This window comes from Paenibacillus sp. J22R232 (genome assembly GCF_056269165.1).
On record NZ_JBWDNK010000009.1, the window covers coordinates 194,716 to 221,109 of the forward strand.

Here is a 26,394-nt window from a genome sequence, read left to right on the forward strand (position 1 = left end):
TGAGGCCGTCCTCTTGTTGATATCGCCACTGCTTGCTTGTTTGCTTCATTATTAACTGCGGCTCCCAAATGCTGATCATGCCGTTACCGCGCTAAATTACCTGTAAAAGGACAACACCCAGCACACGTCATTCCTGTCGGTAACAATTGCAAGTAGGCCGTTAAACGGAGCTTCGTATATTTCCGTATTTATTGTCCCACTGGTTGAAAATTCATCATAAATTTTACGGAATGCTTCCTCCGTCTCCAGTTTCAGAAAAACCCTCACATAATCGCCTTTCCGTGCAGGCTTCGCTGCTTGGGTGTCAGCAAACTTCAGGACTGCGTTCTCCACATTCAAGTCCGCATTCAGCACCTCTTCCCCTTGCTTGCGCAGAATCACGATCTCCCCGCCAAAAACGCTTTGATAATACTTCATTTCGTCTTTACAGTTATCGACTACGATAAACGGGCACGCTATCATCCTTTACATCCTCCTAAGGTTCATTTGTTCATCCTTTAAAAGTCGAATTTCTATTGCTTACGTGACATTTGACTAGATATTCATTTATACGGACGCCTTGCCCGCATTAGGATACACACTGCGCCTTGTTTCCTCTTTTTCAACTCAATGATCGTATTAGGATTCATCCTGCCTGCTTAAATTGCGAAGCACGATGTTCAACAGGTTTATTAACCGGTCATAATCCTCGTCAGCAATGCCTTTCCTGGTTCTAATCTTGACCCGATTCAGCGCCGCCTGCACTTTCGGTACGACATCCCGTCCCGCTTCTGTCAAATAAAGCTGCTGATAGCGCTTGTCGGCGGTATCCGCTTCCCTTCTCACATATCCTTCCGCTTCTAGCTTGGCGATTGCCTTGGCGGTAGTTGTCTTGTCGATGAGCAGCTTTTCGCTTAATGCTTTTTGCGTAATGGGCTGATCAGATGCGATTGCCATGAGGAAAATATACTGCCCGCTCCCGATTCGATAGGGTGCCAGCTCAGCAGAGATTAAGATTTGCATGTGACGGTAGATGGCAGAGATGTACTGTCCGTGTGATTCGGTTTCATTCTTGCCGGCAGGTTTCCATTGTTCACTCAGAGTACTCGCCCCCAAATAGGATGTTATTGCATCTAATATCATCATATGAAATATAGAATGCTATTGCAACTAATTTTCTGTAAAATTTTATGCGTTTTTTAATACTCCCCAATTAGGTGTCCCATTCTAAGGATCCTTTCAATCGTTCGCGGTATCTCAGCCTGTGGCGGCGCTTTTACGAATACATGCTTGGTTTGGAGGTTTATGTAGGAACTTTCAAGACCGGAGCGTTGACTCGGGGCATAAAAAATACATCGCCTAAGGCTTATAGCCCACATGGCGATGTATTCGAATTCAGGCCAATTCCTCCAGCACCTTGCCAAGTCGTTCAAGGTTCTGTTCATTACCCTGTATGCAGTACGGCTTAGCTTGTTCAAAATCTTCTTTTTTCTTAAAAAGCTGACGGAAGGTGACCTTGGTACGGCCTTCGCATTCTTCAAAGGTGGCCGTTATTTTAAATTCGTGGCCGGATAGATGATCAATCACGACCCGCTCCGGCGGCAGAAGCTCAACAAAGACGTTATGGTTAGGATAATCTACGCCATTCGGCCCGTGCATGGTGTATCGCCAAGTGCCTCCCGGCCTCATATCGCATTCATGAAACGTATTCGTGAAGCCTTGCGGTCCCCACCACCTAGCTAGTAAATCAGGGGTTGTCCAGGCCCGAAATACTAGCTCCCGAGGGACATCGTACTCGCGCACAGCCATAAGCTCATTCTCGCCAATAGTCATGTTCCTACCGCCCTTCTACTGCCTTACCCAGAGCGTCCAACATGATATTTGTACCGTGTTCCCGTACTTCCAGCGTATCGTGTCCGTCAAAGAACGCACCTTGCTCCGTGAAAATCAGCTTTGTGCCGCCCTCCACCTTGATCAGCTCGACCGTTGTGATCGAGACGGAGATGCGAATGCCGTCCGAATCTAGCGTGTAGGTATAGACAATGCGCTGTTCTGGAACAAGCTCCTGGTAGTAGGCATCGAACGTAAACACCGGACCTTCCGGCGGCCCTCCGCTGCTGTACTCGCGCCCTCCAACCCGGAAATCAAAAATGTCTGGCTTCGAAAACCACTTGGCTTTGGCAATCGGATCGGCCCATGCGTGATATACCCGTTCCGGCGAAGCGGCATACACCCGTTCTACGACGAATGTTCCATGCTTAACGAATCGTTCGTTCATTAATCTTCCTCCTTATGTTTCGGAATTCCGTCCTCTTCGGCAAGAAAGTCTCCTAGCAGGTCCAAATGCTGCCCCCAACTCGCTTTCCGCTCAATGACCGGTTTCTCAAATTCCATCTTCATCGCTTGCAAAAGGCCCGTGAAATCTTCAACCGTTAATTCCGACTTGCCCTGCATAAGCTTCGATACATGTCTGAGCTGATCCAACAATTTCTGCTGCAGCTTAATCTGTTCTTTGATCTGGTCTATTTGGAGGCCCACGATTTCAAGCGGACTGATCTGCCCGCCAGTCAACGCCGACTTAATCTCCTCTAGAGATAAGCCCAGCTCCTTAAGCGATAATATCTGGTGCAAGCGCGACAAGTCCGATTCATTGTACAGCCTATGGCCGGATTCCGTTTGTCCCGACGGAGAGAACAATCCGATCTGATCATAAAACCGCAAGGTTCGTACGGTAAGTCCCGTTAGCTTGGCAATATCCCCGACCTTCCAATGTCTCTTCATGAACCATCCCCACTCTTTGTCGCTAGCTAAGTACCGGTATCTCCATTGTAAAACATTACGTTACGTAAGGTGCAAGCGAAAAAAGCCGCTTTACCGATTTTTTTCCCCACTGATTTTGACCGCTAGCTATTGTGTCTGGGGCCGGAAACTAACTCCCTAAGGTTCCAAAAACGAGGATACGGTTTACCGCGCTGTCCGTTACGGCAAGTTCTAGGGCCTTCTTTAGCGAAATGGTACTTTTATCAAAATGGAAAGTTTGCTTTACATTGCTTATATGGCGCGATATACTCCACTTATGGGAAGCTAGCTTTCCATATGGAGGGTGAACGCATTGAATAACCGTTTAGAAGAAATCCGCAAGCAACGCGGAATTAAGCAAGAAGAATTAGCGACGGCTCTTGAAGTCTCAAGGCAAACGATTGGTTCGCTGGAAAACGGACGTTATAACCCATCGATTCTTTTAGCGTTCAAGATTGCTCGGTTTTTCGGTATGAGTATCGAAGACATTTTTATTTATGAGGAGGAAAACGTATGAATAAAATGATTTCGTTTTATTTTCTTGCCATTGTAGGCTTAGGACTACTAGCAGGTGGTCTGTACTTCATCAAAACAATTGAAGATCCACAAGGGATGCTGCAAGCGTTGCCATATATTTGCTTTGGGATTGGCTGCGGTATTTTCGGTCTCAGTATGGGAGAAATAATCGTCCGGAGCGCTATGAAGCATGATCCCGCCGCAGCAAAGCAGCTAGAGATTGACAATAAGGATGAGCGTAATATGGCAATCGCGAATCGGGCAAAAGCAAAAGCATATGACATCATGGTTTTTGTGCTTGGAGCTTTAATTACGGCATTTGCCTTGATGGGTATAGATATAATCATGGTGTTGCTGTTGGTTTTTGCCTATCTGTTTATCGTTGGATTTAACTCTTATTACCGTCTCAAGTACCAGAAAGAGATGTAATTAAATGCCTGTTTTTTTACAAATCATATTTCAACCTATTAATCATAAGGAATGGTGACGATGACGAAATTATTTTACAGTGGTTTAAAATATGGAGAAAATGATGTGGTCATCAAATTATTGGTGGATATACAAAATGATTGGTTCGAGATCACGCATACGAAGGAAGTGTCCCAAGTAATGAATAAATCAACAGGTGAATATATCATCGTAAATCGAAGCACCTTGCAATTTGAGGTTGTTTCATAATAAGAAAACCAGACGGAACCGATTCCGCTTCAGCTTGTACGGAAAGCTATAGCAATGATACTCATGCATGATTTTCAACGCTATTTGAAAAAAATTTTTCCGTGCAGAGGAGTGTCTCCCCAGTTCACTGCATTCTCTTTCCTACCATGCCGCTCCCCGTACGCCGGAGGATTCTTCGCTGCTGATCCAAGTTCTTAACAGCTTCCATGGCCTTCGTCCAAGTTCACGGGACTCGGCTTCCTCTTCTCCCTCTTGCGAGGCCTTTTTGACGACGCGGCAGGATTCACTTTATGTTACGGTCTGGCATGTTGCTCGCCCTGTCTCCGACAGGTACTTTGGTCGATTCGCTTTTACGCACAGATTTTGCCGTACGCAAGAATCCAAGCTACGCGAGGCTTGGCCCATCCCGCGACTGGACTTTCACCAGCTAGAGAATGCGTGCCTCTGGGCACGCTAAACAAAAAAATCACATTTGGCAAGGTATACGGTTTCGAAAACCGATAGCACTTGCCAAATGTGATGCACTTAAATCATGAGGCCTATTCTATCAAAGCAGCAGTCCGAATGTCAGGCATATGACATATTCCGCCCGATCCGACCGAAAAGAACCGTCCGCGTAACCCTCAATCCACCCGCTTGCCGCCGCAAGCCGAATATCCTGTTCGGCCCAATGTCCTTCAATGTCGGTGAATGCAATTGCAAGCTGCCCCAACTCGATGCTTACAGCGATCTCCGGCGTATGGATCGTCCTGTTCAAGTCGGAATCGACAACCTGACTTCATGCAGGCGAAGCTCCGCCGCGCCGCTCGCTATCCGCTGGAATTGCATGGTCGCAAGCGTGAAATCTCCGCTTTCCCCCGTCGTATATCCGGTCTTGGTGTGCGCCAGACGCAGCCGGTTCCGCTCGACTATCGGGCTGATGCTCATCCCTCCGCCTGGCATGCGTTCCGGACATTCGCCAGCCTGATGCGGCTCTGATCGTACTGCAGCCGCAGTATATCAGGCGTTTACTGTGTCCGCCATTCATCCAATATCATTCTGGCTATTGCGGCAATCGAAAGGATCGTAATTTCGTTCTCATCGTAAATGTCGGCCATATCGATCTCGCTCCAGTCCGGATGATCCGAGGTTGCGCCGAAAAATTGTAAGACAATCGACAAATCCCGAGTCGTAATGGAAGAAGCGCCCGGTACGAGCGAGACGATTCCATTCATGAATTGTTGGAGCTGACCCTCCAGGGCAGCTATCGCTGCCTCAGATCTTATTGCACAATGAGATCGGCGACATTAAATCCTTCTTCCGATTCGCTCAATCCATCCAGTGCGATATTGCAACCGGACTTCCGAGCCGACACGCCATACTTCATCGCCGGTCACTGCCGCCGCAGGGGAGGCCGGCGCCTCGGCAGGCTCCACTTGAACGGTTGCAGAATCGGTGTACTCCCCGTCAATAGTCGAAACCGTGATCACGGCCGTGCCGACGCCGGTTGCCGTGATGTTGCCTATCCCGTCGACGACTGCGACGGACGGATCGCTGGAAGTCCATTGCACACGCTTGTCATCCGCTTCCACAGGCGTCACCGTTGCGTACAAGTGTACGGGCGCGTCCCCGATCGCCAGCGAAACGGCATGCCTGTCCAGACTGACAGCCGTAACGGGAACAAGCTGTGTAACCGTAATATTGTCATACAGAGCCGAGGCGCCGCTTGCCGTCTTCAATCCGATCCTGCCGCCGGCTATGGCCGCGTCCGTGACCGTGAACAATGCATTCCCGTTGATGGAAGCTTCGATCGTCCCGCCTGAAACCTCGGCGCGGACTGTATGCCAGATGCCGGAGGCTACAGCATAGCCTGCCGTCCCAATAACCGACATATTCCCTTCATGCACCTTGACCAGCCGCAGTTGCTGCGCCGTGTAATCGGCCTCCAGACGATACATGTTGTCCGCATCCTGATAGCGAAGCAGCAATGCCGCTATGTCGGACGCCCCGCCGCTTTCGTGTATGAGGAAGTCTGTCTGCACCGCATAGTCGGACCATGCCGCGCTGCCCGCCGCAATGCGCCCTGCAGCCGAACCGCCATGCAAAGCCAACACCCGGTTCGGGTATAGAGGAGCTGCGTTCCATGTGCCGACATCAACTGTCCAGTTCTGAATATTTCCGTCGTCGAAATTGTCGGCGAACAACTCTTGATCATTCATATCCCGCACGAGCACATCATCCACATAAGTCCGTGTATTGTATGATCTCACGCCGATTTTGCCCGTTGCAAAGTCTGCGTCCTGATAGTCGAACATATGCTGGTCGTTCACATAGGCGGAGAACGTGCTTCCGTTCGCCACAATTCTCAGCTCGTAGCGCGAGCCATGCACGATCGGGTACGGCACGCTGTGCAGCGCAGACCATGAGCCGTTCTTTTTCTTGAGAAACCTGACCATATTGGTCGCCTTGTTCAACTGAACATTATACATGTTGTTCCCGTCCTGGTAGCGGAAAGCAAGTCCGGAGCCGCTGCCGTCGGAAGACTGATCCGTCAGGATAAAAGAGGCCTGCACCGTATAATTGCTCCAGGACGTCGAGCCCGCTGCAATCTGACCGTCTCCGGTTGCAATGTGGAGCGCCAGCGAATGCTCGTGGACATTCTCCCATTGTCCCTCCACTTGTTCCCAGCCGGCCAGCGTGCCGTGTTGGAAGTCGTCCTTCAGGAAATTGCGATCATAATAATGATCATACAGGTAAATCCAGGTGCCGGCGGAAGTCCCGACATACACGCGCGGCAAATTCGGGTGAAACTTCACGGTCCAAATGTCCGCCGTTCCCTTCAACCCCTCCACCAATCTCCAGGTTTGTCCGCCATCCAACGACTCGAACAGCCCCGGCGACGGCGTCAAGCCGCCATTCTCTGTGCCTCCTGCTACAAAGTGCAGCGGATTATTCGGATTTTGCGCGATATCATAGATCGGCAATGCGCCATTGGGACTGCGCACGAGACCGTTGCTTTCCCCGATTTGCGTCAGCGTGCTGCCGTCCAGACGATACAGCCCGTTGGCGAAGCTGCCGATCCAGAGCCGATCGGGCACGACCAGATCCGGCACGACGTTCTGAATGCCGGAGATCGCCGATGTGACGGTTGTCCAGGTCGCTCCGCCGTCCGTCGACTTGTACAAAATCCCGCCGTCGGTCGACCAGACCATATCGCCGTCGAGCGGGGAGATCGCCGCGATCCGCCTGCTCAGCTTGGACCAGGTGGCGCCCCCGTCCGTGCTTTTGTTATCGCCGCCGTAAATAATATCGCTGTTCTGCGGGTGATAGACGATCACCTTCGCCCGGATGCCTTCCGTACCCGGAATTTCCGTAAAGTTATAGCCGCCGTCGAAGCTTTCCTTCAGAATGGTCGAATTGTACCAGTCGCCGAGATTGATAATGAGATGTTGGCTGTCTTCCGGGTCCCGCGCAATGCTGTGCACCGTCTTGTGACCGCTGTAGCGGGGCTCGTACAAATCATCCATTAAATATTCCGCAAGCGGAAACTGCTCCCCGACCCCGTAAAATCTGGTTTTGACCAGACCGCGGTCTATGGCGGCAATGTACACGTTATGGTCGTCCTCGTCATCGAACAGGAACTGGCTGGCGCGCAGGCCGGAGTATCCGCTGTTGCTCGGAGTCAGATTGGTCCCGCCGTCCTCGGACGTATACAGCTCATTATCCAACGGAACCCATATTTTCCCCGGAGAAGTGGGATGTACGCCGATGGACTCGCTGTAATAACCCCAGTTTTGTTTTTTGAATGCGTTTTCACTATGAACCGCAGCCATCTGCCAGTTCAGTCCGCCGTCATCGCTGTAGCGGAAATTGTATTTGCTGCCATGCAAGGACAAGTAGATCCGCACGTCTCCCTGGCTGTCCGGCGTTCCCGGCACCAGCCGATTCAGCCGTCCGCCCGAATCGATGCTGCCCGGCATGCCAAGCTCGGTCCACGACGCGCCGGCATTGCCGGTGCCGAACAGCTTGCCGTCCGCAATCGCGATCCAGCGATCCGGATCATCCGGCCAGACGATGACGCTTCTCGCCTGAAGTCCGCTCAGCCCGATATTGTGCGCGGTCCAGCTTGCGCCGCCGCCCGTGCCAACCATAATGCCTTGCGTGTCCGTAGCGGCAAGGATGCGGTCGTTGTCCTCATCGACCCACAAATCGTGGATCGTGATATTGGAGAGGCCGATCAGGTTCCACGTCTCGCCGTCATCAACGGATTTGAAGACGCCTTTGCTATGGGAAGCGGCGAAGATCGCACGATTGCCCGATCCGTCCGGCTCTCCGAAACGAATCACCTTGTTCGTCGCTCGGCGATAGTAGGAGGTGGACAACACCTGCTCCCAGCTTGCGCCGCCATCCGTACTTTTCCATATGCCGGAGAATGGCGATTCCAGCGTCGGATTGGCCGTCGAATGCGGGGAAGCCGCTGCGTACGCAATGGATTCGTCATCCGGATCAAAGGCGATGTCGACCGTTCCCATCAAACCAAAGCCTTCGTTGCTGCTCCTCCAGGTAACGCCGCCGTCCTCGCTTTTCCAGATACCCGATGTGTCCGAGCCGACCAGCAAATGCTGAGGATTGCTCGGTGAAACGGCAAGTGAATACATCATTTGGGCGCCCTCTCCGCCCTTATAGCCTAGCAGCGCTTGTTCGGGTGTCGTGACATGATACTGAACCCACCAAGGAGTATCGTATTGGGTAGTCGTCAACGCATCGACATCTGTGCCCGGCGGCAAAGCCGTAATTGACGTCGGATATTGAATCGGCGCGGCCGCCGCGCTTTGCTCAGCTGGCCATCCCACACCTCCCGTCGCCAGTATAAATACCAGCGCCAAAAGCCATTTCTTCATTCCATTTTCCACCTTTCCATAGAATGGTCCAACACCTTGCCCGGCCTAAGGCGCCTAAAGCCATATTCGCTGCAAGGTGTCGGTACGGTTCAATATAGGGGCGGATCTCTGATTTTGTACAGACCTCATTTTGACGATGGTTCTGATATTAATTGCTTCCTGCGTGATCTTCTCTATACTTGCTTGGCGTGGTTCCGGTAGCTTTCTTGAAGGCGGTGAAGAAATGACTTTTCGTCTGAAAGCCGGATTGGGCGGCTATATCGCCGATCGCCCAATTCGTCTGCACCAGCAGCTGTTTGACCTTGGCGACGCGCTGCTCCAGCAAATAATCAGATAAAGATATGTCGAAATGATTTTTGAACAAGGTCCGCAAATAGTTGGGCGATAAAGAGATGTGTTCGGCGATCTCTTCGACAGTAAGCGCGGAATTATGCAGATGACTGTTCACATATACCTTTACTTCCGACAATACGTCCGCCTTCTGGTTGCGCTGCTCCGCGAGCTGCCGCATAATCTGCTCCAGCCATTGTTCAAGCCATAGGCGCAGCTCCTTCAGGCTGCCGAATTCGTCAAGCTTGCCCCGAATACCCGTCATGCCGCGGAACGAAGTGGAATCCAGCTGCCGGAACGATTTTTGAAGCATAAACAAAAGCTGCACTGATTGCAGCTTGCTTTCGCGGGCGGACAAACCTTGCAATTCCATGAACAGCATGTCGAGCAGTTTGCCCACAGCTTGCCGGTCATGGATGCGAACGGCCTGAACAAGCCGGTTCAGTTGTTCGTACCCGATGCCTCCGTCGGCCGCTTCCAACCGCAGATCGCCCGGCAGGTATATCCGGTTGTCGCCCGTAATAAAGGAAAGCATGGATTGCTCATACGTTTGCCTGTAAGCTTCATAGGTCGGCTTGCCCGGCGGCAGGGCATCGCTGAAGCCGATGACCAGAGACAGATTGAGCCATTGCGCTACATTATGTCTGGCAAGTTCCAGCGCCTCCAGCAGCCTCTGTTCAGCTTCGGCATCTTCCGCAGCCGGGAACAGGATAACGATATGATCGTCCTCCGGATCAGCCGTTTCGACGGTCAGTCCCGCCATTTCCGTTGTTTCCTCCATAATATTGCGTATCGCGTACTTCAGTAGCTTGCGCGAATGAAAGTCGTAAGTCTGACAAAAGAGGCCATATTGTTCGATTCGGCCTACCGCGATTTGCAAAGGCTGATTCAAATCGATTCTGACTTCAGATTGCAGCCGGATGCGGTAAGCGGCGCTGACCGAAGAACTGAGCAGCCACTGCCGCACCATATCTTCCTTGACCAGATGACCACTGCTTCTCAGCGACTGGCTTTGTTCCTCGACTCGCTTGAACAGATAATCGATGCCTTGCTGAATCAGCGTGTAGTCGCGCCGCCCCCCCGTATCTCCGGCAGACTCCTCCTCCGGGTTCGAGGAAGACCCGCCCTCCCGGTTCAGTCCACTCAATCGATCGGCTATTTCGGAGAAAGGTTTGTAATTCCGTTTGGACAATACATACAACACAAACAATACGAATGCCACCATCGCAAAAAACATGCCCGTCATATTAAAGTTCAACTGAAACAGTTGTTTCTTCCATATATCCAGCGGCGCAATCAGATAGAGATGCCAGCCCTCCGAGGACAGAACGGTAGATTGTGCGCCCCATTCTTTGCCGTCTGCTGTAAATTGCCAGCGTCCGCCACCTATCGAACCCGTCTCCTTGGTTAACAGAGAAGCAGACCAACTCGCGTCTACAGTTCCCAGCACGGAGCTCTGCCCCTCGTCAAGCAGCAGGATGCGGCTATTAAATTCATTGCTGCCGAGCAACAGATCGCTCTCAAGCTGCTGCTTGTCCAGTACAAGGGCGATTGCTCCCCGCGCCGTCCCGGTGCTACCGTCCTCGAGCAGCAATATAATTTCATTCTGTCCGTTAAGCGCGTAGGAATAAAAACGCATGGCTCCCTGCCGCGGACCTTCCAGAACCTGCCTCAGGAAGTTCTGATCAGGAAACAGCGCAAAGCTGACAACGCCTCCTCGCGACGACAGCGCTTCTTCTGTTGCAAAGTGAAACAAATAAATGTCGCTTAACAGCCGCTCGGTCGCAAGAAAATTGATAATGGCCATATCCGTCAAATGATTGTGATAAGACTGCTTGTCCTGCATGGCAAACCACCCGCGAACCGCTTGCTCTTGCTGCACCTTAAGCCCGGCTATTTTCAGTCGCTGCAAGGTAAATTCCAGATTGGCCTTCAGGCTGCTCAGCCGATTCGTCATCGTTTCATTGACTTCCGAAACGGCGTAACGAGACACCTGAGAGGTCAAATACCAGGAATAAAGCGCAGCAACCAGTAAAAAAACAAGTGACATAACTGCTACGACACGCAAATATTGCTGCTTGATCCTCAAACGCCTAAACATGCCGATCCCCCTCCCCCAAAGCAAAACCATTGTCGCAGTACCATCGTTAAAATGCAACCCTTTCATATATGTATTCACAGCATTATAGCCTATTGTTAAATGCCGAACCTGCCAATCGTCAAAATGAGAACCCGTGTAAAATTGAGGTCTGTACAATACCGGCAACCGCTTCTATATTCAGACGTACCGGCGGTGCAAAGCATGCATGCAATAAACGAGGATTCGACTTCTAGGGGTGATGCAATGAACAAAGCAAACCATACGATCGCAAGCAATAACATGGGAAGGATGTGGCGCATGATCGCTCGGCATAATGTACACTATCTGATGCTTCTTCCAGGATTGCTGTACTATGCCATCTATAAATACTTGCCCATGTATGGCGCTGTTATTGCCTTTAAAGATTTTCAAATCTCGAAGGGGATCTGGCACAGTTCGTGGGCAGATCCATGGTTTAAACATTTCAAATATTTTTATGATTCGCCTTACTTTACCCAAGTCATGACCAACACGATGCTAATCAGTGTGTATAAGCTGATCTGGCTGGTGCCTCCGTCGATACTTCTCGCCATCCTGCTCTCGGAGATCAGGTCGAAGTGGTTCCGCAATACGGCGCAATCCATCATGTACATGCCGCATTTCATCTCGTGGGTCATTATTTTCGGCATCACCTTGGCGCTATTCTCCGAAGGAGACGGACTGCTGAACAAATGGCTTCGAGAGGCAGACATGAATACGTTGCCGCTGCTGACATCCACGGAATGGATCAGAACCTTGATCGTCGGCTCCGATTTGTGGCAAAATCTCGGTTGGGGAGCTATCGTCTATTTGGCCGCAATAGCCGGCATAGATCCGACGTTGTACGAAGCTGCGCGAGTCGACGGGGCGAGCAGGCTGCGCATGATCTATCACATCACATTGCCCGGCATTCTCAATGTCATCATATTGATGCTGATCCTTCGTCTGGGCACGATTCTCGATGCGGGCTTCGAGCAAATTTATATTATGTACAATGTACAGGTTTACGAGAAGGTCGATATCATCGACACATGGGTATTCCGAACCGGGATGGAGCAATTCAACTTCAGCTTGGGCGCCGCAGTCGGCCTGTTGAAATCGGTTATTGCCTTTATACTGGTAATTGGCGCCAATACTGCGGCGAAGAGAATGGGGGGACGTATATGGTAATGGGCTGGAAAGAGCGATTATTTGAGACGACCGTTTACGCCATCTTAACGATACTGTCGATCTGCATACTTTTCCCGCTGCTGTATGTGTTCTCCGTATCGCTAACGCCGTTCAGCGAAGTGCTGAAGAATGGCGGGTTCACGGTCATTCCGCGCCAGGTTACCTTCGAAGCGTATGCGTTGTTCCTGAATACGGCGACGATTCCGCGCGCTTATGCCGTATCCTTGTTCGTTACGGTTGTAGGCACATTGCTTAATGTTCTGCTTACCGTACTGATGGCTTATCCGCTTAGCCGCAAGACATTGCCCGGGAGATCGTTCATCCTTTTCCTGGTATTGTTTACGATGATGTTCAGCGGCGGCATCATACCGACCTATCTGATCGTGAAGGAAACGGCATTGCTTAACACGGTGTGGTCGATGATTATACCGACTGCAGTCGGTACGTTCAGTCTTCTAATTACGAAGACATTTTTCGAAAATATACCGGAGGCGCTGATCGAGGCTGCGCGTATCGATGGAGCCAAGGAAGGCCGTGTGTTGTTCGGCATTGTCGGGCCGATGTCGCTTCCGGTTATCGCAACCATCAGCACCTTTTACGGGGTCATGCATTGGAATGAATTTTTCAACGCGATTATGTATATTACCGACACGTCTCTCTATCCGCTGCAAGTCGTGCTGCGCAGCATTCTAAATGCATCCCTTACGTCCGAGATCAATATGGAACAGACGGTTCCAACCACCACTTTGCAAATGGCCGGCGTCGTGCTGACCGCGCTTCCCGTAGTGGCGGCTTATCCGTTCGTTCAACGTTTCTTCACGCAAGGCATGCTTATCGGATCGGTTAAGGGCTAGACACAATCCAACCAAAATACAGGTATAGAAAAAGGGGATAAAACAATGAATAAACGGTTAAAAACGTTTGTTATGGCAGGAATGACGCTAAGCTTGCTCCTTGCCGGCTGCAGCCAGGGCGGCTCGAATGCGCCGGCGGCCCCGGAACCTTCTCCCGTTTCGAGCGAGAACGGCGACTCGTCCTCGGGGAAGAATAATGAAAATCGTGATCCGGTGAAACTTAGCGTATTTATCGGCGGTCCGGGACTGAGCGATGCAGATAAACAAATTCAGCATCAGATCGGAGAGAAGCTCGGCATCACATTTGATTTTAATGTTATGCCCACCGGAAGCGGCAACGATTATGCGAATCAGATCAATGTTCGGGTTGCTTCGGGAACGGCTCCCGATATTTTTTCGGTCAACAATGATCAGATGCACCAATTTACCCGCCAGGATCTGATTCTGGATCTTACTCCTTATCTCGATCAACTGCCTAACATTAAGGCGACCTACACGGAGAGCGATTTGCGCAAAGGAGAGGCGGACGGCAAGCTGATGGCATTGCCCAAGCGTGCATCCGTGCCGTATCGCGCTCTTATTATCCGCAAGGACTGGCTGGACAAGCTCAAGCTTGAAGCGCCAAAGACAATCGAGGACATGGCCGCCGTGATCAAAGCTTTCCACGAGCAGGATCCGGACGGCAACAACAAGAAGGATACGTACGGGTACACGGGCTATGGTCTCGACGCGTTCTCTCCAATCTTCGCAGCCTTCGGCACAAGCTACGGCTACTTCAACTCAGCGCTTCCCGTCGGCAACCTGACGGTCAAGGACAACCAAGCGATCTACACGACTACGCAGCCGGAGATGAAAGACGCGCTTGCCTTTATCCGCGAGCTTGTCGCATCCGGAGCCGTCGATCCCGACCTGTTGACGAACAAAGGCAATATGGCTCCTACCAAAGCCCAGAAAGGCCAAGTCGGCATGATCTATGCCAACTGGTCCGACATGTTCAAGGATGAGCATGTTCAACTAATCAAAGAGACGAATCCCGATGCGGAGTTTATTACGATTCCGGCTCCGGAAGGACCAGCCGGCGCGTATATGGGAGCATTCGACGAAAGCACCGCCGACTGGAGAATCGCGCTTCCCAAGACGATCGAAGAAAATCCTGAAAAGCTGGAGAAAGCTCTCGCCTATCTCGACTTTATCACCGGGCAAGGGGAAGGGCAAAATATGGTGATGTTTGGCTTGGAAGGAACCCACTATGAGAAGCAAGGAGATTCGATCGTAGCGCTTCCGGCCATGTCCGATCTTGGAACCACCTTTCAGCTGCAACTGACCGGGCGCGACGAGTTGCCTTATCTGTATTCGAAATTTCCGAAGCAGCAACCTTACATCGATTATTCCGTCAGCCAGCCGTATCTGAAAGTGTACAACAACTTCCCGAATATTCCTGAAGGGGTCAACAAGGCTGACAAGGATCGTTATGACAACGAGGAAATTACCAAATTCCTGTACGGTCAGCGACCGCTCGACGAGTTCGACAAATTCGTGGAGACGCTGGACAGCACATTCAAGCTGCAACTGTATATTGATGAAGCCGAGAAGGCATTCAAAGCCAGCGGACTTATCCAATAGCTTACAATTCAGGCCAAGGGACTACCGTTCCCTTGGTCAATTTAATCGCTCGGAAGGAGTATGAACCTATGAAACGGGTTGAAAAGCATGCGGATGTGGTTGTCTGCGGCGGCGGGCTGGCGGGCGTGTGCGCAGCTGTCGCTGCAGCCCGCGGCGGAGCAAAGACCGTGCTGATCCATGATCGTCCTGTACTCGGCGGCAACAGTTCTTCGGAGATACGCGTCATACCGCAAGGCGCTGCCAACTATAATGCCTACGGCAGAGAAACGGGAATTATCTCCGAGCTGCTGCTTGAAGAGCGGGCGGTGAACCACGAACCCAATCAGGTCAACGGCCGAACGAACAGCGTCTGGGATATGGTGCTGTACGATCTGGTTATGCGAACTCCGCTGCTCTCTATGTTTCTGAATACCGCGGTTTACGGGATAGAGCTGGATGACCGGGGGGCGCTGTCAGCCGTACATGCCAGAATAGCCAATGCGGAGACTGATCTGCGCATATATGGACGCATGTTCGTCGATTGCACCGGGGACGGGACCATCGCAGCTATGGCGGGATGCGAATTCCTCATGGGAACGGAGGCTCGTTCGGAATACGGCGAACCGCATGCGCCGTTGACTGCAAGCGCTGCCGTGATGGGCAGCTCCATCCATTTTCGCGCGCGCGACATGAAACGTCCGATGCCTTACCGGGCTCCGGAATGGGCGGTTGCCTACGACAATCCGGATGTGTTTTATAAAGGCGGCCGGGCGCTGTCCGATCCCGAAGGCGGATTCTGGTGGATTGAGCTGGGCATTCCCTGGCATACGATTACGGACAACGAGACGATTCGGCACGAACTGACCCGTCATGTGCTGGGCATATGGGATTACATGAAAAACAAGGATCCGGACATGATGGAGAGAACGGCCAACTATGCGATTGACTGGATCGGACAAGTGCCGGGCAAACGCGAGAGCCGACGCATCGTCGGCCTGCATACGCTCACCGAATTGGACATTGTCGAGCGGCGTGCTTTCGAGGATGTTGCCGCTTACGGCGGATGGTATATCGACTTGCATGAGTCGGGAGGGCTGCTGGCGGAATACAGCGAGCAATCCATAGTCGACGGCGAACATTCCGCCTATATGGACAAAAGTTATGTAGCGCCGTATGGCATCCCGCTGCGTTCTCTGATCGCCCGCGATGCGCCGAATTTGCTGCTGGCCGGCCGCAACATCAGCGTCACTCACGTCGCGCTCGGCAGCACCCGCGTGATGGGAACGACGGCGCTGCTCGGCCAGGCGGCAGGAACGGCTGCCGCGATTGCCGCCCGCGAAAGCGCAGAACTGCACAGTTTGCCTGCGGAGACGCTGCGGCGTCTGCAGCAGCAACTGCTGCGGGATGGTTGCTTCCTGCTCGGCTGTGTGAACGAAGACCCGCTGGATCTTGCACGCGCCGCTGCCGTTCATGCAAGCAGCGAGGCGACCGTGGGTGTTCTGGAGCCGCAAGAACCAAATTCGGAATCAAGACTCGCTCCTCCGCTGCTGGGGAGCCGTCTTGCGCAATGGATTGCCGCAACCGCTTCGCTGCCGCAGTCGATTGCCGTTTGCCTACGCAATCGCTCGTACGTTGTCCAACAGGTAGCGGCAACGCTTGTGGCTGTCAACGACATCTGGGACTACCGCCCGGGCGGGGAATCCCAGCTCGCGTCAACGGTACTGCATGTGCCGCCGGGCGAAGCCGTCTGGGCAACGTGGGAGCTTGGCACGCTCGGGAGGACAGAGCGGCATGGCTATGTTCGCCTTGAGCTCGGCCCCAACGATGCGTTGGCTTGGCATTATGCCGCTCATACACTGCCAGGGCTTCCCGCAGCGTACGAGACGGTCGGCTACTCCTGGCGCAGGTTGGGCAATGGAGAAACCTTGTCCTTCGCCGTCTCGCCTCAGCAGCGGATGTACCCTGCCGCCCATGTCGCGAGCGGCGTTACCCGTCCGTTCGCCGCCACCAATCTATGGCGCTCCGATCCCGTTCAGCCATTACCGCAATGGATTCAGCTCGATTGGAGGTCTCCGCAGCTGATCACGCAGATGGAGCTTACCTTCCCGGGACAACTGCGCATGGACTATCGCTTCTACCCGCCCCTGTTTCGCGATCCTGAGTGTCCATCCGACTACAGCATCGAAGCTCGAATCGGCGGATCATGGCAACAGCTCGTCCGAGTGGGGGGAAATTATCAGAGCCGACGCGTTCATCGCTTGCCGTCGCCTGTAACGACGGCGAGCCTGCGCATCGTCATCCATGCGACAAACGGCGACGCGTCCGCTTCCCTTTACGAAGTGCGCGTGTACGGCGAGTGATAATAAGAAAGGACCTCAAGCTCCGCTTTACAGCGGAATCCGAGGTCCTTTCTCTTATGCGGCTGCTTGCCGGATCAATATCCTTACAGCCCTTGCAACTTATAAAAACGCGCGGCGTTCTCGCCGAACAAGGCATCGCGCTCTTGCGCCGACAAGCCGGAAGGGAGCGACTTGAGCAATGCCTCCACAACTTCGTCGTAGCTGCAGGTCGTCAAGCAGACAGGCCAATCGCTGCCGAACATGATGCGATCCGCTCCGAATGCTTCCACCACATGATGCACATATGGAACCAGATCGCGCCACCCCCATTGCTCTTGATCCGCCTCCGTCACCAGGCCCGACAGCTTGCACATTACACCCGGATACCGGGCAAGCTCCGTCATCCGAGCCGCCCATGGCTCGAATAATCGGGCGGCAATCAACGGCTTGGCTGAGTGGTCGATAACCGCTCGAAGGGTCGGTATCGCCTCCAGAACTTGCAGTGCGTCGCTCAGATGTCTCGGTCTAAGCTGCAAGTCGATCGGGAATTCGTCCTCCGCCAGAAGCCTCAGGCTATGCATAACTCGAGGTTGCTGGATCCATCCGTCCGGCAAATCCTGCAGCATGGGGCGTAGCCCCACAAATCCCTCGTGCTTGCGAAAGGTCCGATAATGTCCGGCGAACTCCTCCGAGTTCAGATCCAGCCACCCTACTACTCCCGCTATGCTCTCCTCTTCCTCATACAAGGAGAGCAGAAACCTCGTCTCCTCCATCGTCGGAGCGGCCTGCACGACAATGGTCTTCTCCATGCCGTGCCGCTCAAGCGCATCGTGCAGATGACTCGGCAAGTAATCTGCATACAGAATGCCCTTCTCCGGATTCAGCCAGCCGTAATCCCCGCGTACCGTCATCCAATAATGCTGATGGGCGTCGATTCTCATGGTTTCCTCCCGAACAGCATATCCGTGTAGTAGTAATAAGGCCCCGGCATTACCGTATTCTCAGTCGCAACGGGCATTACATACGTTCTTAGCTGAGCGCCGCTCTTCCTGTACACCTCCACCTCGACTTCGTAGATTCCCGCCGCCATCGACAGCTCGTAATATTGCTCCCGGGGCGCCCGATGATACGCCGGCATGAACTCGGGGATATGTTTGCAATCGATGACCATTTCACCATTGAGCTTAAGCGCAACGGGGCTGTCAGCTGCCGCAATGAGCCGCACCTGCCGATCGGAAGGATTGTACAACGTCGTGCTTGCCCGGTACCAACCCTCCTCCTCCGTCCCCGCAAGCTTCTCCCATTCGATGCGATTCCCCGGACATGCGACTTCAATGCCTTCGCCGCCTTGCGGTCCCCACATGGTCCAGCAAGAAGCTGCGACCAAGCTGAACGGCACCCGCTCGGTTGCCCATACGGCATAATCATGTTTCCTCGTCCAGCGAAACGCCAGCTCGTAGCAAGCCTCCGTAACGGCGGACGCGAGAATATCAGCGTTCCATTGTACAGACTCACCCGGCTGGAGCACGGTCTCAAACGCTTGCGGTCCCTCCCAGCCAAGCGGCTTCTCCAATTCAAGCTGCCCCGTCATCGCGGTCAGGGAGCGATTGGTCAAGGTGAACTGCAACGTTTTCGCTTGATTGGCTGCGATCGCCGGCCCTTCCGCTCCGTATTCGACAGTCAACTCATGGGAGGGATGCTGCACCGTTCCTTTCGGCAACACATAGGACTGGGAAGTGGCGGTTCTGGCCCATAACGCCTGCACGCCCTCCAGCGCAAGCTCGCGACGCTCCCAATGTCCAGGCTGATTCGGGCTCACGGCGATGTCGGCATCCGCTGCCGCCAAAACCTGCTTGCCGATCCGAATGGTGCGACGGGTCAATTCATCCAGGTTGCCTGGAGCTGGAAATCCATTGATCGGAGGGCTCACTACGACACGGTCGCCGACCGGCTTGACCCACTTGTCCGGGAGAGCGTCCGGCCCCATCAGCATGCCCAGGATGGCACCAAGCGTAGCGGCTGTACAGTCGGTATCGTACCCGCAGTTTACGGCTTTCAGGATCGAATCCTCGAAGCCGCTGCCGTACAGCCAGCCCAGAATCGTAAACGCAATATTTTGCGGGGCATCCGTGAAGTTGTCGCTGCCGTGATGCTCCAGAATAAGCGACCGGGCTTCCGTCCAGCTTCTCCCCTCGCGATGCCAGCGGATCAAATCCCTTACGGCGCTATAAGTGCGACTGTAGTCCGGAATGCATCTCATGCCGATTTCGATCAAACGGTCGCGATCCTTTTCGAAAAAAATCGAGCTCTCGATGGCAGCAAAAAACATTTCGCCGTATACCCCCTCGCCGCCCGCGTGGTCGACAATGGCATCCTCATACGCGTAACATGCCGCTTTCTCCGGCAATCCGGGAGCAACCATTGCCCATATTTCGGAACGGATGGGAGAGCCCATGCAATTAGCGAACGGATTGTTGAATGATCCGGCTACTGGCGCTATCAGTCCTCTTCGCAAGTTGGACAACGCGTACCCGTATTCGTCGAACGGGAAAAAAACATGATCCAGCCATTCCTGCCCCAACTCTCGCGCCGTCAATCCGGGACCATACTGTTCCAATGCGTGCAACCATACCAGTTGGAGGTCAAGATCATCGTTCTCCAGCGGTCCGTCCGGCAGTTCCGGATAAAATGTCAAATTCAGCAGTTCCTTGACTCCCTCTACCGGAGCGCCCAGAGTGCCCCCGATATTTTTCCCGAGCCATCCGCCGTATACAATCCGATAATAATCCTGTTCATTCAAAATATTCAAACCGTACAGCCTCCCTCATCGTTTTTCGCGTATAATGGATTCGTGGACATGTTCCGATTATAAGAGCGGTCTTTGAGATGAAGCCATGGACACGATTGAGATGTTTTGAAATAAAGAACGGGAAGAGGCCAGTTGATGTATTATTCCATGTCGCGATTATCCGTAATGGATGTGAAGTGGACCGATCTTTTGGATGCGCATACGAACTCTTCGTTTTTCGGCAAACATTATAATCCGTATTACGAGCTGATTGTTGTGGCCGACGGCACGGTAAATTTGGAAACAGGCAACGACAAGCTGATATTGCAAGCTGGAGATTCATTGTTGTTGGCTCCATGGGAACAACATAACGGATGGAAATCCGAACAGCGGCAGGGGAAATTTTATTGGGCCCAGTTTTCCTGCGATCCAGGGATGGACATCTTCAGCATAAATCGTCTGTCCGAACTTAATATTATGCATGCCAAAAGAACCGAATTGCGCACAGTGGAACTCGGTCATGAGGATCTTCTGGTCATCCCCCGCTATTATCGAAATAGGCAAATTTACAGATTGCTTAGTCGTTTCGAAGAGCTTGTGGAGACGATGAAGCAACCGCGAGGATACTTCCGTTACCATAGCACTCTGCTGATCGCCGAAATGTTTGGCCTAATCGCCAATGACTTTTTGGAGCAGCACCATAAGGACCAGGCCTTCCCGACTTCTTATTTTGCATTCCACAAACTGGTCAATTTTTTAAACAATTTTTATGAGTCCAATCTCACTAGTGCAAAACTTGAACAGTCCATGGATTATAATTATGAGTATTTATGTCAGGTGTTCAAAAAATACACGGGCGGCACCATATCCCGCTATATCCAACAACTCAGGGTGCAAAGAGCCAAATATCTGCTGCGCAATACCGAGAGCAGTATCCAGGAAATTTCGCAGGAAGTCGGTTACTCGGACCCGTTCTACTTTAGCCGTCTCTTCAAAAAAGTGGAAGGCGTTTCGCCTCAATATTATCGGAATTTTAATCAGGCGAGTCTTTCCGGGAAGAAGAGTGAGTAGAAGTCAAAAGTAGAGTAGAGAACTAAATTTTCATGGAGGGCGCAAGCCCTCTATTACTCTTCAGTTCCCCCTTCATCAAACCGGACGTGAGGTTTTCCCTCATCCGGCTTTCCGATGTTCTTCTTCCTTCAGCTTTACGGTACTTTTCTTAGTTGGCGAGTTTCTATAATCCCGCAAGCTGTGCCGCAATGGCCGCTTGCCTGGACTTACTGTATGAATCGCCGCCTCGGGTTTCCCTTGAATGCGGTTTGGAGTTGTCGAGCTTTTCCTTTGGCGTCGTTAGCAGGTTATCCTGCATTCACTCACTCTTACCTCCTCTGGCACTTAACAAAGTAGGGTATTGGCTTTCACCGCCCTTCCCTCCATGAGGTTTTGTTGTCCTCACTTCACAGGTAGTATGGTTATGGTCCCCTCCGACTCCCTTCCCGCAGCTCGCCACTGCACCTTTCGCGCTTATAGGTCCGCTCTCTACGTTTTTTTTCTACGACAGCGCAATTAACTAACAATTCAATTTTCCCCGCTTTTGCTCCAATCTACTGAGATAAGCATCCGGATTCCGATTAAATCGTTTGCGTTGAATATCACCAGAGAGTCGATTGTCCCAGCGTTGCTTACACGATTTGAAATCTTCAAAACTAACGGAACGCAAACTTGAAATGACATGGGGCTGGCGAAGCGCATCGTGTACTAAGACGCTCACCTCTCCGTCACGCATGATGTAACTATTCCAGCTTCGCAAACCTTACGTACAGGGTTTCATTCCCTTTCTCGGGCTGCACACCATCCATCGAAAGGACGATCCTCCGTTTAGCGCCGTCGTTTCGGCCAAGACACTTCGTACATGTTCACTCAGGCTTTCCGCCAATAGGATTTGGTAGCGTTCGTATAGATTTTGAGCATGGCATTTACTAACCGGGATTCCGCGGTCGTTCAAAGTCACAGTGATTTCACTCACCGTTCGATGTTGCCTGAAACGATGGTCGCCAACGAGACAGAGTACGTCATAGCTGTATGAGGAATGCTTCGTCGCGAGCATCTCCGCCTCCGCCGATTTATATGTGGCTCCGGCGTGCAGGCAATCTGAGTTCTTACAAGCATAAGCAACGCTCCAAGCATGAACAACACCGTCGAGAGTCACGACTTTTTTATTCCATGCCGTATGCGAACGACGTAGCTTTTGATCGCAATGAGGGCAGTGGGTCATCTAAGGTCTAAACCAAACTTTCAGGGTGCTCCCTAATCGATTTTTTTCAGCATAGGGGACAACTCCTTCTCGATCTGATTCCCCCTTTACTTTCGACATCCAGACCGAAAATGCTTGCTAGTTAGTCTTGCTGTCGCAGAAAAAAAACCGAACGATGATGAACCAAAAGCAACGTAGGTCTAAGAGGTTATCGGGTATATGCATCGTTACGGAAACTTTTGCTTCTCAATGTCATGACGTACATTGAGGAGCAAAACTTAGTTCGCAAATCATTTTTGATATAATGAAGAAAATGGATGAGAAAGAAGAGGATGGCCTGTGAAGATCGACGCCGATGCGATCGCAAAAGAATTCGCCCAAGGTGCCCTGGTCATTAAACGCGTGTATCTCGGTGTCCTGAAACCGAATGTCCGTTATCCGGAAAACTATACCGATGAGCCGACCGCGTTGTCTGGCTTGCTGTTCACCATTAAAGGAAAAGCGACGTTTGAGTTCAATGATAGGGTCTATGAGGTCGAAGGCGGTAAAGCTGTCCACGGGGCGGCAGGCATGCGATTGCGGCATTGCGTGGAAGGAACGGATGATCTCGAATACGTACTCGTCCATTATGAGCTCTCGGAGCAGAGCTCGGAGACACAGATTGGCATCCCATACACTAAGATGAGCTATCTAATGGAATACGGGGACAATCCTGTCATGACGGAGAAGCTGTACTTGTTGAACCAAGCGTGGAATACGCCCGGTGATATTGCTGCTATTCGATCCAAGGAGCTATTTTTCGGCATTCTTCACGATATGCTGACAGCCTCGCAAGCTGGACGCATGCAAGATGATCGCAGCGAAATCGATGGGATCATCGCATTTATGCATAGCTTTTACATGGAGAGCCACTCCGTCGAATCGTTGGCAGCACGCTGCGGCATGAAAGCCAAACGTTTTTCGTATTTGTTCAACAAATATACGGGGTGGTTCCCTATTGACTTCCTCATACGCCACCGTTTGGATCGAGCCAAGCAGCTTCTCGCCTCCACCGATTATGCCATTGTCCAAGTCGCGGAAAGCGTTGGCTATTCGGATACGCATTATTTTGGCAGATTGTTTAAGAAATACGAAGGCTGTTCCCCTGGCGAGTATCGCAGTCGTTTAGGCAATCGTCCACATCTGTTTCGATAATCGTCTATTTTGAGATACGTTACGTTTATTTATAATGGGTGTCAGCATGCAACGATTGCGAAATCGCCCAAGGATCATCGGGTCGTTGGAACAAAGAGAGTAGGTCTTAGCTCTATGACAAAAAATGAATGCATTACGATCGGAGGAAGGAGAATCCAGCTCTATTTGCCTCCATCCTACTTTACCTCAGACAAGAGATACCCTGTCGTCTATGTGCAGGACGGAGGGGACCTTATCAAGCATTGCGTCAACCATCTGTACCGTATGTTCCTGGAAGGGTGGCTGCCGGAATTGATATTGGCAGGCGTCGAGACGCCCGACAGGCAGGCGGAATATGTTCCGTGGTCTGCAGAGGCTGTCTCCGAGGCGCATGTGCTTGGCGGAAAAGGCCGCGCGTATATCGATGAGCTAGCGGATCGAATTAAGCCTTACATGGATAATCATTACCGCACCGTTCCGAATGTCGAGCGCACGTCTCTCATCGGCAGCTCATTGGGAGGATTAATTACCTTATTCGCGGCGTACTCCAGGCCCGATTCATTCGGCAATATCGGACTCATCTCGCCATCTTTGGGGCATGAAGGTTTAATGGCGTTCCTCCGCGAACAGCCGGCACTGCCCGATCATCTTCGGCTCTTCCTCTCCGTAGGCGCGCAGGAAGGAATGGAGGATCGCAGCGTTCCGCGGAATGTGGTTCATGCGCTTGAGCTTCTCAAGCTTTGGCAAGCGCAGGAAATTCCCGAAAGCCGACTAGCGTTCGAGCTGGAGGAAGAAGGAACGCTCGATACGCTATTCATCGTGAAGCAATTCCCGAAAGCGCTCCTTTCGTTTTATGGACGGGAAGCGGAAAGGCCTCCGGTACAAACTCGGCATAAGGCAGAGAACTGCGTTGCCGTTACTTCTACTTATGAGATTCCCCGAACTGAAACGTTCAGGCTGCGAGCTGAACGCACGGGGTTCAGCTACCGCATCTTCGTCTCCGAACCGATGAGATCGGCTCCGGCCGAAGGATATCCCGTGCTATACGCGCTGGATGGAAACGCTCATTTCGGCTCCCTGTCTGAAGCGATGCGAATGCAGTCATGGCATCCCCGTGGACTCACGCCCGGGTTAATTGTGGCAATCGGCTACGAATCGGATGAGCCATTCGTGTACGGGCGCAGGCTCTACGATTTCACCGTCGAAACTCCGGAATCGGATCTGCGTTCTGATGGCATGGCTTGGCCCCCGACAGGCGGCGCGGATTTGTTCCTAGCGTTCCTGCAGGAGCAGGTTTTGCCGTTCATTCAAAGCCGCTATCCGGTAGACATAACCAGGCTGTCGTTATTCGGCCATTCGCTGGGAGGTTTTTTCTCCTTGCATGCCCTTTTCAATCGACCTTCCCCTTTCCGTACGTTTATCGCGGGAAGTCCTTCGATTTATTGGAATGATCACGATCTGCTGCGCAGGCTCCCGGCATTTGAGGAGAAGCTCATCCGGGGAGAAATCAACGCCGAGCTAATTATCGCAATCGGCTCCGAAGAAGATGCTTCGATGATCGAGAACGCGAAGCTGCTCTATCAGAGATTACAGCCGTTTGAAAGCCGAGGATTGGCTCTATCGTATATGCTTATCGAAGGAGAAGAGCATTTGTCTGTCATCCATCCGATGATCAGCAAAATATTTAGGCTCGTATTTCATAACGGTTGTTAAGCATTTCCCATCGCATTCGGTAATTATCCACCTTCGGTTCGGTAATTGTCCATTTTCAGAAAACAAACTTTTTGGCATAATGTTATTAATAATGAAAATCATTATCAAAACAAATGCAAAAAGGGGAAGAGAAACCGACTATGAAGAAGTACGCTAGAAGATACACGTTTATCATGGTGATATGTACCGTATTGTTGCTTAGTGCTTGCGGCAATTCCAACAGTACGAATATCGCGCCTTCAGCTTCGCCGGCCGCATCCGAATCGCCTTCTGCTCCACCGGTTGCGATCAGCGTCAAAGACGATTATGACCATCAGGTCGAGATTAAATCCCCCGAGCGAATTCTCGCTCCTTATATGGAAGATGCGCTAGTAACGCTAGGCGTAACGCCCGTAGCGAAATATGCGGCGGGCAGCACGGTACAAGAGCATCTCGAGCCATGGCTTGCCGACCTTCCTACGATCGACCTGATGAGCGGCATCTCCCCCGAAGCTGCACTTAGCTTCGAGCCCGATCTTATCTTGATCAGCTCGCACTTCCTTCCCGTCGATAAATACGATACCATTGCCAAGGTTGCCCCGACTTATTTGATCAATGGAGAGACATCAGATTGGAGGGAGCAATTGCGTAAGGTCGCCGAGCTGCTGGGCAAAGAAGAAGTGGCGGAACAGAAGCTGACCGAATACGATGCCAAGATTTCCGAGATGAAGGAGCAATTGTCGAAGTCGGCTGAAGGGAAGTCGATTGCAATCGTATGGCCGGCGGAAAAGGAACTATACTTGGTGGGAAGCGACTTCCTCTCAGGTAAGCTGCTCTACGGCGAACTAGGATTGAAAGCACTTGATCTGTCGAATGTGACGCCTGACAACTTCGGTTCGATTTCGTTCGAGAAGATACCGGAACTTGATGCGGACGAGCTGTTCATCATTACGCCAGAAGGACAAACCGAAGAACAGGTACGCGGGCTAATGGACAGCTTGCCGCTATGGACAACGCTGCCTGCTGTTAAGAACAATCGCGTTCATCATGTATCCTCCGGTCACTGGGTTAATTCAGCCTATATGGCGAACCTCGCCGTGTTGGAGGACGTGACCAAAGCATTGCTTCCGTAAGTGTTTGACGGCATTTAATAAAGACCGAGTGTCCTTTGCACTCGGTCTTTATATTGGTATTTTAGATCACCCAAGAAAGTAATCCTTG

At 52.0% G+C, this 26,394-nt stretch carries 24 protein-coding genes; 11 read left to right on the top strand and 13 right to left on the bottom strand.

Annotated elements, in window-relative coordinates; translation table 11 throughout:
• Nucleotides 1-96: 96 nt before the first annotated feature.
• From AC0YN3_RS23380 to AC0YN3_RS23400, 5 genes are all read right to left on the bottom strand, one after another.
• Nucleotides 97-462 (bottom strand): VOC family protein, encoded by a 366-nt coding sequence (locus tag AC0YN3_RS23380; protein ID WP_475777358.1) that lies wholly within the window; start codon nucleotides 460-462, stop codon nucleotides 97-99.
• Between the two features lie 156 nt (nucleotides 463-618).
• The gene (locus AC0YN3_RS23385) at nucleotides 619-1,125 is read right to left on the bottom strand and encodes a MarR family winged helix-turn-helix transcriptional regulator (RefSeq protein WP_475777359.1); all 507 of its coding nucleotides are present in this window, start codon (nucleotides 1,123-1,125) and stop codon (nucleotides 619-621) included.
• 249 nt (nucleotides 1,126-1,374) lie between these two features.
• The gene (locus tag AC0YN3_RS23390) at nucleotides 1,375-1,812 is read right to left on the bottom strand and encodes an SRPBCC family protein (protein WP_475777360.1); all 438 of its coding nucleotides are present in this window, start codon (nucleotides 1,810-1,812) and stop codon (nucleotides 1,375-1,377) included.
• A gap of 4 nt (nucleotides 1,813-1,816) precedes the next feature.
• Nucleotides 1,817-2,257, bottom strand: coding sequence for an SRPBCC family protein (locus AC0YN3_RS23395; RefSeq protein ID WP_475777361.1), 441 nt, complete (start codon nucleotides 2,255-2,257; stop codon nucleotides 1,817-1,819).
• Nucleotides 2,257-2,760, bottom strand: a complete 504-nt coding sequence (locus tag AC0YN3_RS23400) for a MerR family transcriptional regulator (protein WP_475777362.1) — start codon at nucleotides 2,758-2,760, stop codon at nucleotides 2,257-2,259. Before AC0YN3_RS23400 ends, AC0YN3_RS23395 begins: the two co-directional genes overlap by 1 nt.
• Before the next feature lie 331 nt (nucleotides 2,761-3,091).
• On the opposite strand from AC0YN3_RS23400, the gene AC0YN3_RS23405 reads away from it, so the two are divergent.
• From AC0YN3_RS23405 to AC0YN3_RS23415, 3 genes are read left to right on the top strand one after another with little or no spacing between them, the layout of a single operon-like run.
• Nucleotides 3,092-3,295: a helix-turn-helix transcriptional regulator gene (locus AC0YN3_RS23405; protein ID WP_475777363.1), complete on the top strand. Its 204-nt coding sequence runs from the start codon at nucleotides 3,092-3,094 to the stop codon at nucleotides 3,293-3,295.
• On the top strand, nucleotides 3,292-3,723 hold the full coding sequence (locus AC0YN3_RS23410; protein WP_475777364.1) for a hypothetical protein: 432 nt from the start codon (nucleotides 3,292-3,294) through the stop codon (nucleotides 3,721-3,723). Before AC0YN3_RS23405 ends, AC0YN3_RS23410 begins: the two co-directional genes overlap by 4 nt.
• Nucleotides 3,724-3,783: 60 nt before the next feature.
• Nucleotides 3,784-3,972 carry a hypothetical protein gene (locus AC0YN3_RS23415; RefSeq protein WP_475777365.1) on the top strand — a complete coding sequence of 63 codons (189 nt, stop codon included), beginning with the start codon at nucleotides 3,784-3,786 and terminating at the stop codon, nucleotides 3,970-3,972.
• 547 nt (nucleotides 3,973-4,519) lie between these two features.
• Here AC0YN3_RS23415 and AC0YN3_RS23420 read toward each other — a convergent pair.
• The 5 genes from AC0YN3_RS23420 to AC0YN3_RS23440 all read right to left on the bottom strand — a co-directional run bounded on the left by AC0YN3_RS23420 (nucleotide 4,520) and on the right by AC0YN3_RS23440 (nucleotide 11,283).
• Nucleotides 4,520-4,729: an S-layer homology domain-containing protein gene (locus AC0YN3_RS23420; protein WP_475777366.1), complete on the bottom strand. Its 210-nt coding sequence runs from the start codon at nucleotides 4,727-4,729 to the stop codon at nucleotides 4,520-4,522.
• Complete coding sequence (locus AC0YN3_RS23425) at nucleotides 4,726-4,899, bottom strand: hypothetical protein (protein ID WP_475777367.1); 174 nt, start codon at nucleotides 4,897-4,899, stop codon at nucleotides 4,726-4,728. Before AC0YN3_RS23425 ends, AC0YN3_RS23420 begins: the two co-directional genes overlap by 4 nt.
• A gap of 80 nt (nucleotides 4,900-4,979) precedes the next feature.
• The gene (locus tag AC0YN3_RS23430) at nucleotides 4,980-5,186 is read right to left on the bottom strand and encodes a hypothetical protein (protein ID WP_475777368.1); all 207 of its coding nucleotides are present in this window, start codon (nucleotides 5,184-5,186) and stop codon (nucleotides 4,980-4,982) included.
• A 72-nt stretch (nucleotides 5,187-5,258) separates the two neighbouring features.
• On the bottom strand, nucleotides 5,259-8,852 hold the full coding sequence (locus AC0YN3_RS23435; RefSeq protein ID WP_475777369.1) for a 3-keto-alpha-glucoside-1,2-lyase-like domain-containing protein: 3,594 nt from the start codon (nucleotides 8,850-8,852) through the stop codon (nucleotides 5,259-5,261).
• A 148-nt stretch (nucleotides 8,853-9,000) separates the two neighbouring features.
• Nucleotides 9,001-11,283, bottom strand: coding sequence for a helix-turn-helix transcriptional regulator (locus AC0YN3_RS23440; protein WP_475777370.1), 2,283 nt, complete (start codon nucleotides 11,281-11,283; stop codon nucleotides 9,001-9,003).
• Between the two features lie 243 nt (nucleotides 11,284-11,526).
• On the opposite strand from AC0YN3_RS23440, the gene AC0YN3_RS23445 reads away from it, so the two are divergent.
• The 4 genes from AC0YN3_RS23445 (at nucleotide 11,527) to AC0YN3_RS23460 (ending at nucleotide 17,287) form a co-directional block, all read left to right on the top strand.
• Nucleotides 11,527-12,471 carry an ABC transporter permease gene (locus AC0YN3_RS23445; RefSeq protein ID WP_475777371.1) on the top strand — a complete coding sequence of 315 codons (945 nt, stop codon included), beginning with the start codon at nucleotides 11,527-11,529 and terminating at the stop codon, nucleotides 12,469-12,471.
• Nucleotides 12,465-13,325: a carbohydrate ABC transporter permease gene (locus tag AC0YN3_RS23450; protein ID WP_475777372.1), complete on the top strand. Its 861-nt coding sequence runs from the start codon at nucleotides 12,465-12,467 to the stop codon at nucleotides 13,323-13,325. Before AC0YN3_RS23445 ends, AC0YN3_RS23450 begins: the two co-directional genes overlap by 7 nt.
• Before the next feature lie 45 nt (nucleotides 13,326-13,370).
• Nucleotides 13,371-14,948, top strand: a complete 1,578-nt coding sequence (locus AC0YN3_RS23455) for an extracellular solute-binding protein (RefSeq protein ID WP_475777373.1) — start codon at nucleotides 13,371-13,373, stop codon at nucleotides 14,946-14,948.
• A 68-nt stretch (nucleotides 14,949-15,016) separates the two neighbouring features.
• A complete protein-coding gene (locus AC0YN3_RS23460; protein ID WP_475777374.1) occupies nucleotides 15,017-17,287 on the top strand; it encodes an FAD-dependent oxidoreductase in 2,271 nt (756 codons plus the stop codon).
• Between the two features lie 83 nt (nucleotides 17,288-17,370).
• Here AC0YN3_RS23460 and AC0YN3_RS23465 read toward each other — a convergent pair whose 3' ends face one another.
• Nucleotides 17,371-18,207, bottom strand: a complete 837-nt coding sequence (locus AC0YN3_RS23465) for an amidohydrolase family protein (RefSeq protein WP_475777375.1) — start codon at nucleotides 18,205-18,207, stop codon at nucleotides 17,371-17,373.
• On the bottom strand, nucleotides 18,204-20,075 hold the full coding sequence (locus AC0YN3_RS23470; RefSeq protein ID WP_475777376.1) for an ADP-ribosylglycohydrolase family protein: 1,872 nt from the start codon (nucleotides 20,073-20,075) through the stop codon (nucleotides 18,204-18,206). Before AC0YN3_RS23470 ends, AC0YN3_RS23465 begins: the two co-directional genes overlap by 4 nt.
• 165 nt (nucleotides 20,076-20,240) lie before the next feature.
• On the opposite strand from AC0YN3_RS23470, the gene AC0YN3_RS23475 reads away from it, so the two are divergent.
• On the top strand, nucleotides 20,241-21,125 hold the full coding sequence (locus AC0YN3_RS23475; RefSeq protein ID WP_475777377.1) for an AraC family transcriptional regulator: 885 nt from the start codon (nucleotides 20,241-20,243) through the stop codon (nucleotides 21,123-21,125).
• 163 nt (nucleotides 21,126-21,288) lie between these two features.
• Here AC0YN3_RS23475 and AC0YN3_RS23480 read toward each other — a convergent pair whose 3' ends face one another.
• Entirely contained in the window at nucleotides 21,289-21,423 is a 135-nt protein-coding gene (locus AC0YN3_RS23480) for a hypothetical protein (RefSeq protein ID WP_475777378.1), read from the bottom strand.
• A gap of 1,224 nt (nucleotides 21,424-22,647) precedes the next feature.
• Between AC0YN3_RS23480 and AC0YN3_RS23485 the strand changes: the two genes are divergently transcribed.
• From AC0YN3_RS23485 to AC0YN3_RS23495, 3 genes are all read left to right on the top strand, one after another.
• The gene (locus AC0YN3_RS23485; RefSeq protein WP_475777379.1) at nucleotides 22,648-23,502 is read left to right on the top strand and encodes a helix-turn-helix domain-containing protein; all 855 of its coding nucleotides are present in this window, start codon (nucleotides 22,648-22,650) and stop codon (nucleotides 23,500-23,502) included.
• Between the two features lie 114 nt (nucleotides 23,503-23,616).
• Nucleotides 23,617-25,194 (top strand): alpha/beta hydrolase, encoded by a 1,578-nt coding sequence (locus AC0YN3_RS23490; RefSeq protein ID WP_475777380.1) that lies wholly within the window; start codon nucleotides 23,617-23,619, stop codon nucleotides 25,192-25,194.
• Between the two features lie 140 nt (nucleotides 25,195-25,334).
• A complete protein-coding gene (locus AC0YN3_RS23495; protein ID WP_475777381.1) occupies nucleotides 25,335-26,306 on the top strand; it encodes an ABC transporter substrate-binding protein in 972 nt (323 codons plus the stop codon).
• Nucleotides 26,307-26,394 lie beyond the last annotated feature (88 nt).

Excerpts from the sequence above, each read along its gene's own strand:
- AC0YN3_RS23475 (WP_475777377.1), top strand. The coding sequence starts at position 20,241 with ATGGATGTGAAGTGGACCGATCTTTTGGATGCGCATACGAACTCTTCG.
- AC0YN3_RS23495 (WP_475777381.1), top strand. The coding sequence starts at position 25,335 with ATGAAGAAGTACGCTAGAAGATACACGTTTATCATGGTGATATGTACC.
- AC0YN3_RS23465 (WP_475777375.1), bottom strand. The coding sequence starts at position 18,207 with ATGAGAATCGACGCCCATCAGCATTATTGGATGACGGTACGCGGGGAT.
- AC0YN3_RS23410 (WP_475777364.1), top strand. The coding sequence starts at position 3,292 with ATGAATAAAATGATTTCGTTTTATTTTCTTGCCATTGTAGGCTTAGGA.
- AC0YN3_RS23385 (WP_475777359.1), bottom strand. The coding sequence starts at position 1,125 with ATGATGATATTAGATGCAATAACATCCTATTTGGGGGCGAGTACTCTG.
- AC0YN3_RS23430 (WP_475777368.1), bottom strand. The coding sequence starts at position 5,186 with ATGAATGGAATCGTCTCGCTCGTACCGGGCGCTTCTTCCATTACGACT.
- AC0YN3_RS23455 (WP_475777373.1), top strand. The coding sequence starts at position 13,371 with ATGAATAAACGGTTAAAAACGTTTGTTATGGCAGGAATGACGCTAAGC.
- AC0YN3_RS23480 (WP_475777378.1), bottom strand. The coding sequence starts at position 21,423 with ATGCAGGATAACCTGCTAACGACGCCAAAGGAAAAGCTCGACAACTCC.
- AC0YN3_RS23435 (WP_475777369.1), bottom strand. The coding sequence starts at position 8,852 with ATGAAGAAATGGCTTTTGGCGCTGGTATTTATACTGGCGACGGGAGGT.
- AC0YN3_RS23400 (WP_475777362.1), bottom strand. The coding sequence starts at position 2,760 with ATGAAGAGACATTGGAAGGTCGGGGATATTGCCAAGCTAACGGGACTT.
- AC0YN3_RS23450 (WP_475777372.1), top strand. The coding sequence starts at position 12,465 with ATGGTAATGGGCTGGAAAGAGCGATTATTTGAGACGACCGTTTACGCC.
- AC0YN3_RS23425 (WP_475777367.1), bottom strand. The coding sequence starts at position 4,899 with ATGAGCATCAGCCCGATAGTCGAGCGGAACCGGCTGCGTCTGGCGCAC.
- AC0YN3_RS23390 (WP_475777360.1), bottom strand. The coding sequence starts at position 1,812 with ATGACTATTGGCGAGAATGAGCTTATGGCTGTGCGCGAGTACGATGTC.
- AC0YN3_RS23490 (WP_475777380.1), top strand. The coding sequence starts at position 23,617 with ATGACAAAAAATGAATGCATTACGATCGGAGGAAGGAGAATCCAGCTC.
- AC0YN3_RS23440 (WP_475777370.1), bottom strand. The coding sequence starts at position 11,283 with ATGTTTAGGCGTTTGAGGATCAAGCAGCAATATTTGCGTGTCGTAGCA.
- AC0YN3_RS23380 (WP_475777358.1), bottom strand. The coding sequence starts at position 462 with ATGATAGCGTGCCCGTTTATCGTAGTCGATAACTGTAAAGACGAAATG.
- AC0YN3_RS23395 (WP_475777361.1), bottom strand. The coding sequence starts at position 2,257 with ATGAACGAACGATTCGTTAAGCATGGAACATTCGTCGTAGAACGGGTG.
- AC0YN3_RS23415 (WP_475777365.1), top strand. The coding sequence starts at position 3,784 with ATGACGAAATTATTTTACAGTGGTTTAAAATATGGAGAAAATGATGTG.
- AC0YN3_RS23445 (WP_475777371.1), top strand. The coding sequence starts at position 11,527 with ATGAACAAAGCAAACCATACGATCGCAAGCAATAACATGGGAAGGATG.
- AC0YN3_RS23460 (WP_475777374.1), top strand. The coding sequence starts at position 15,017 with ATGAAACGGGTTGAAAAGCATGCGGATGTGGTTGTCTGCGGCGGCGGG.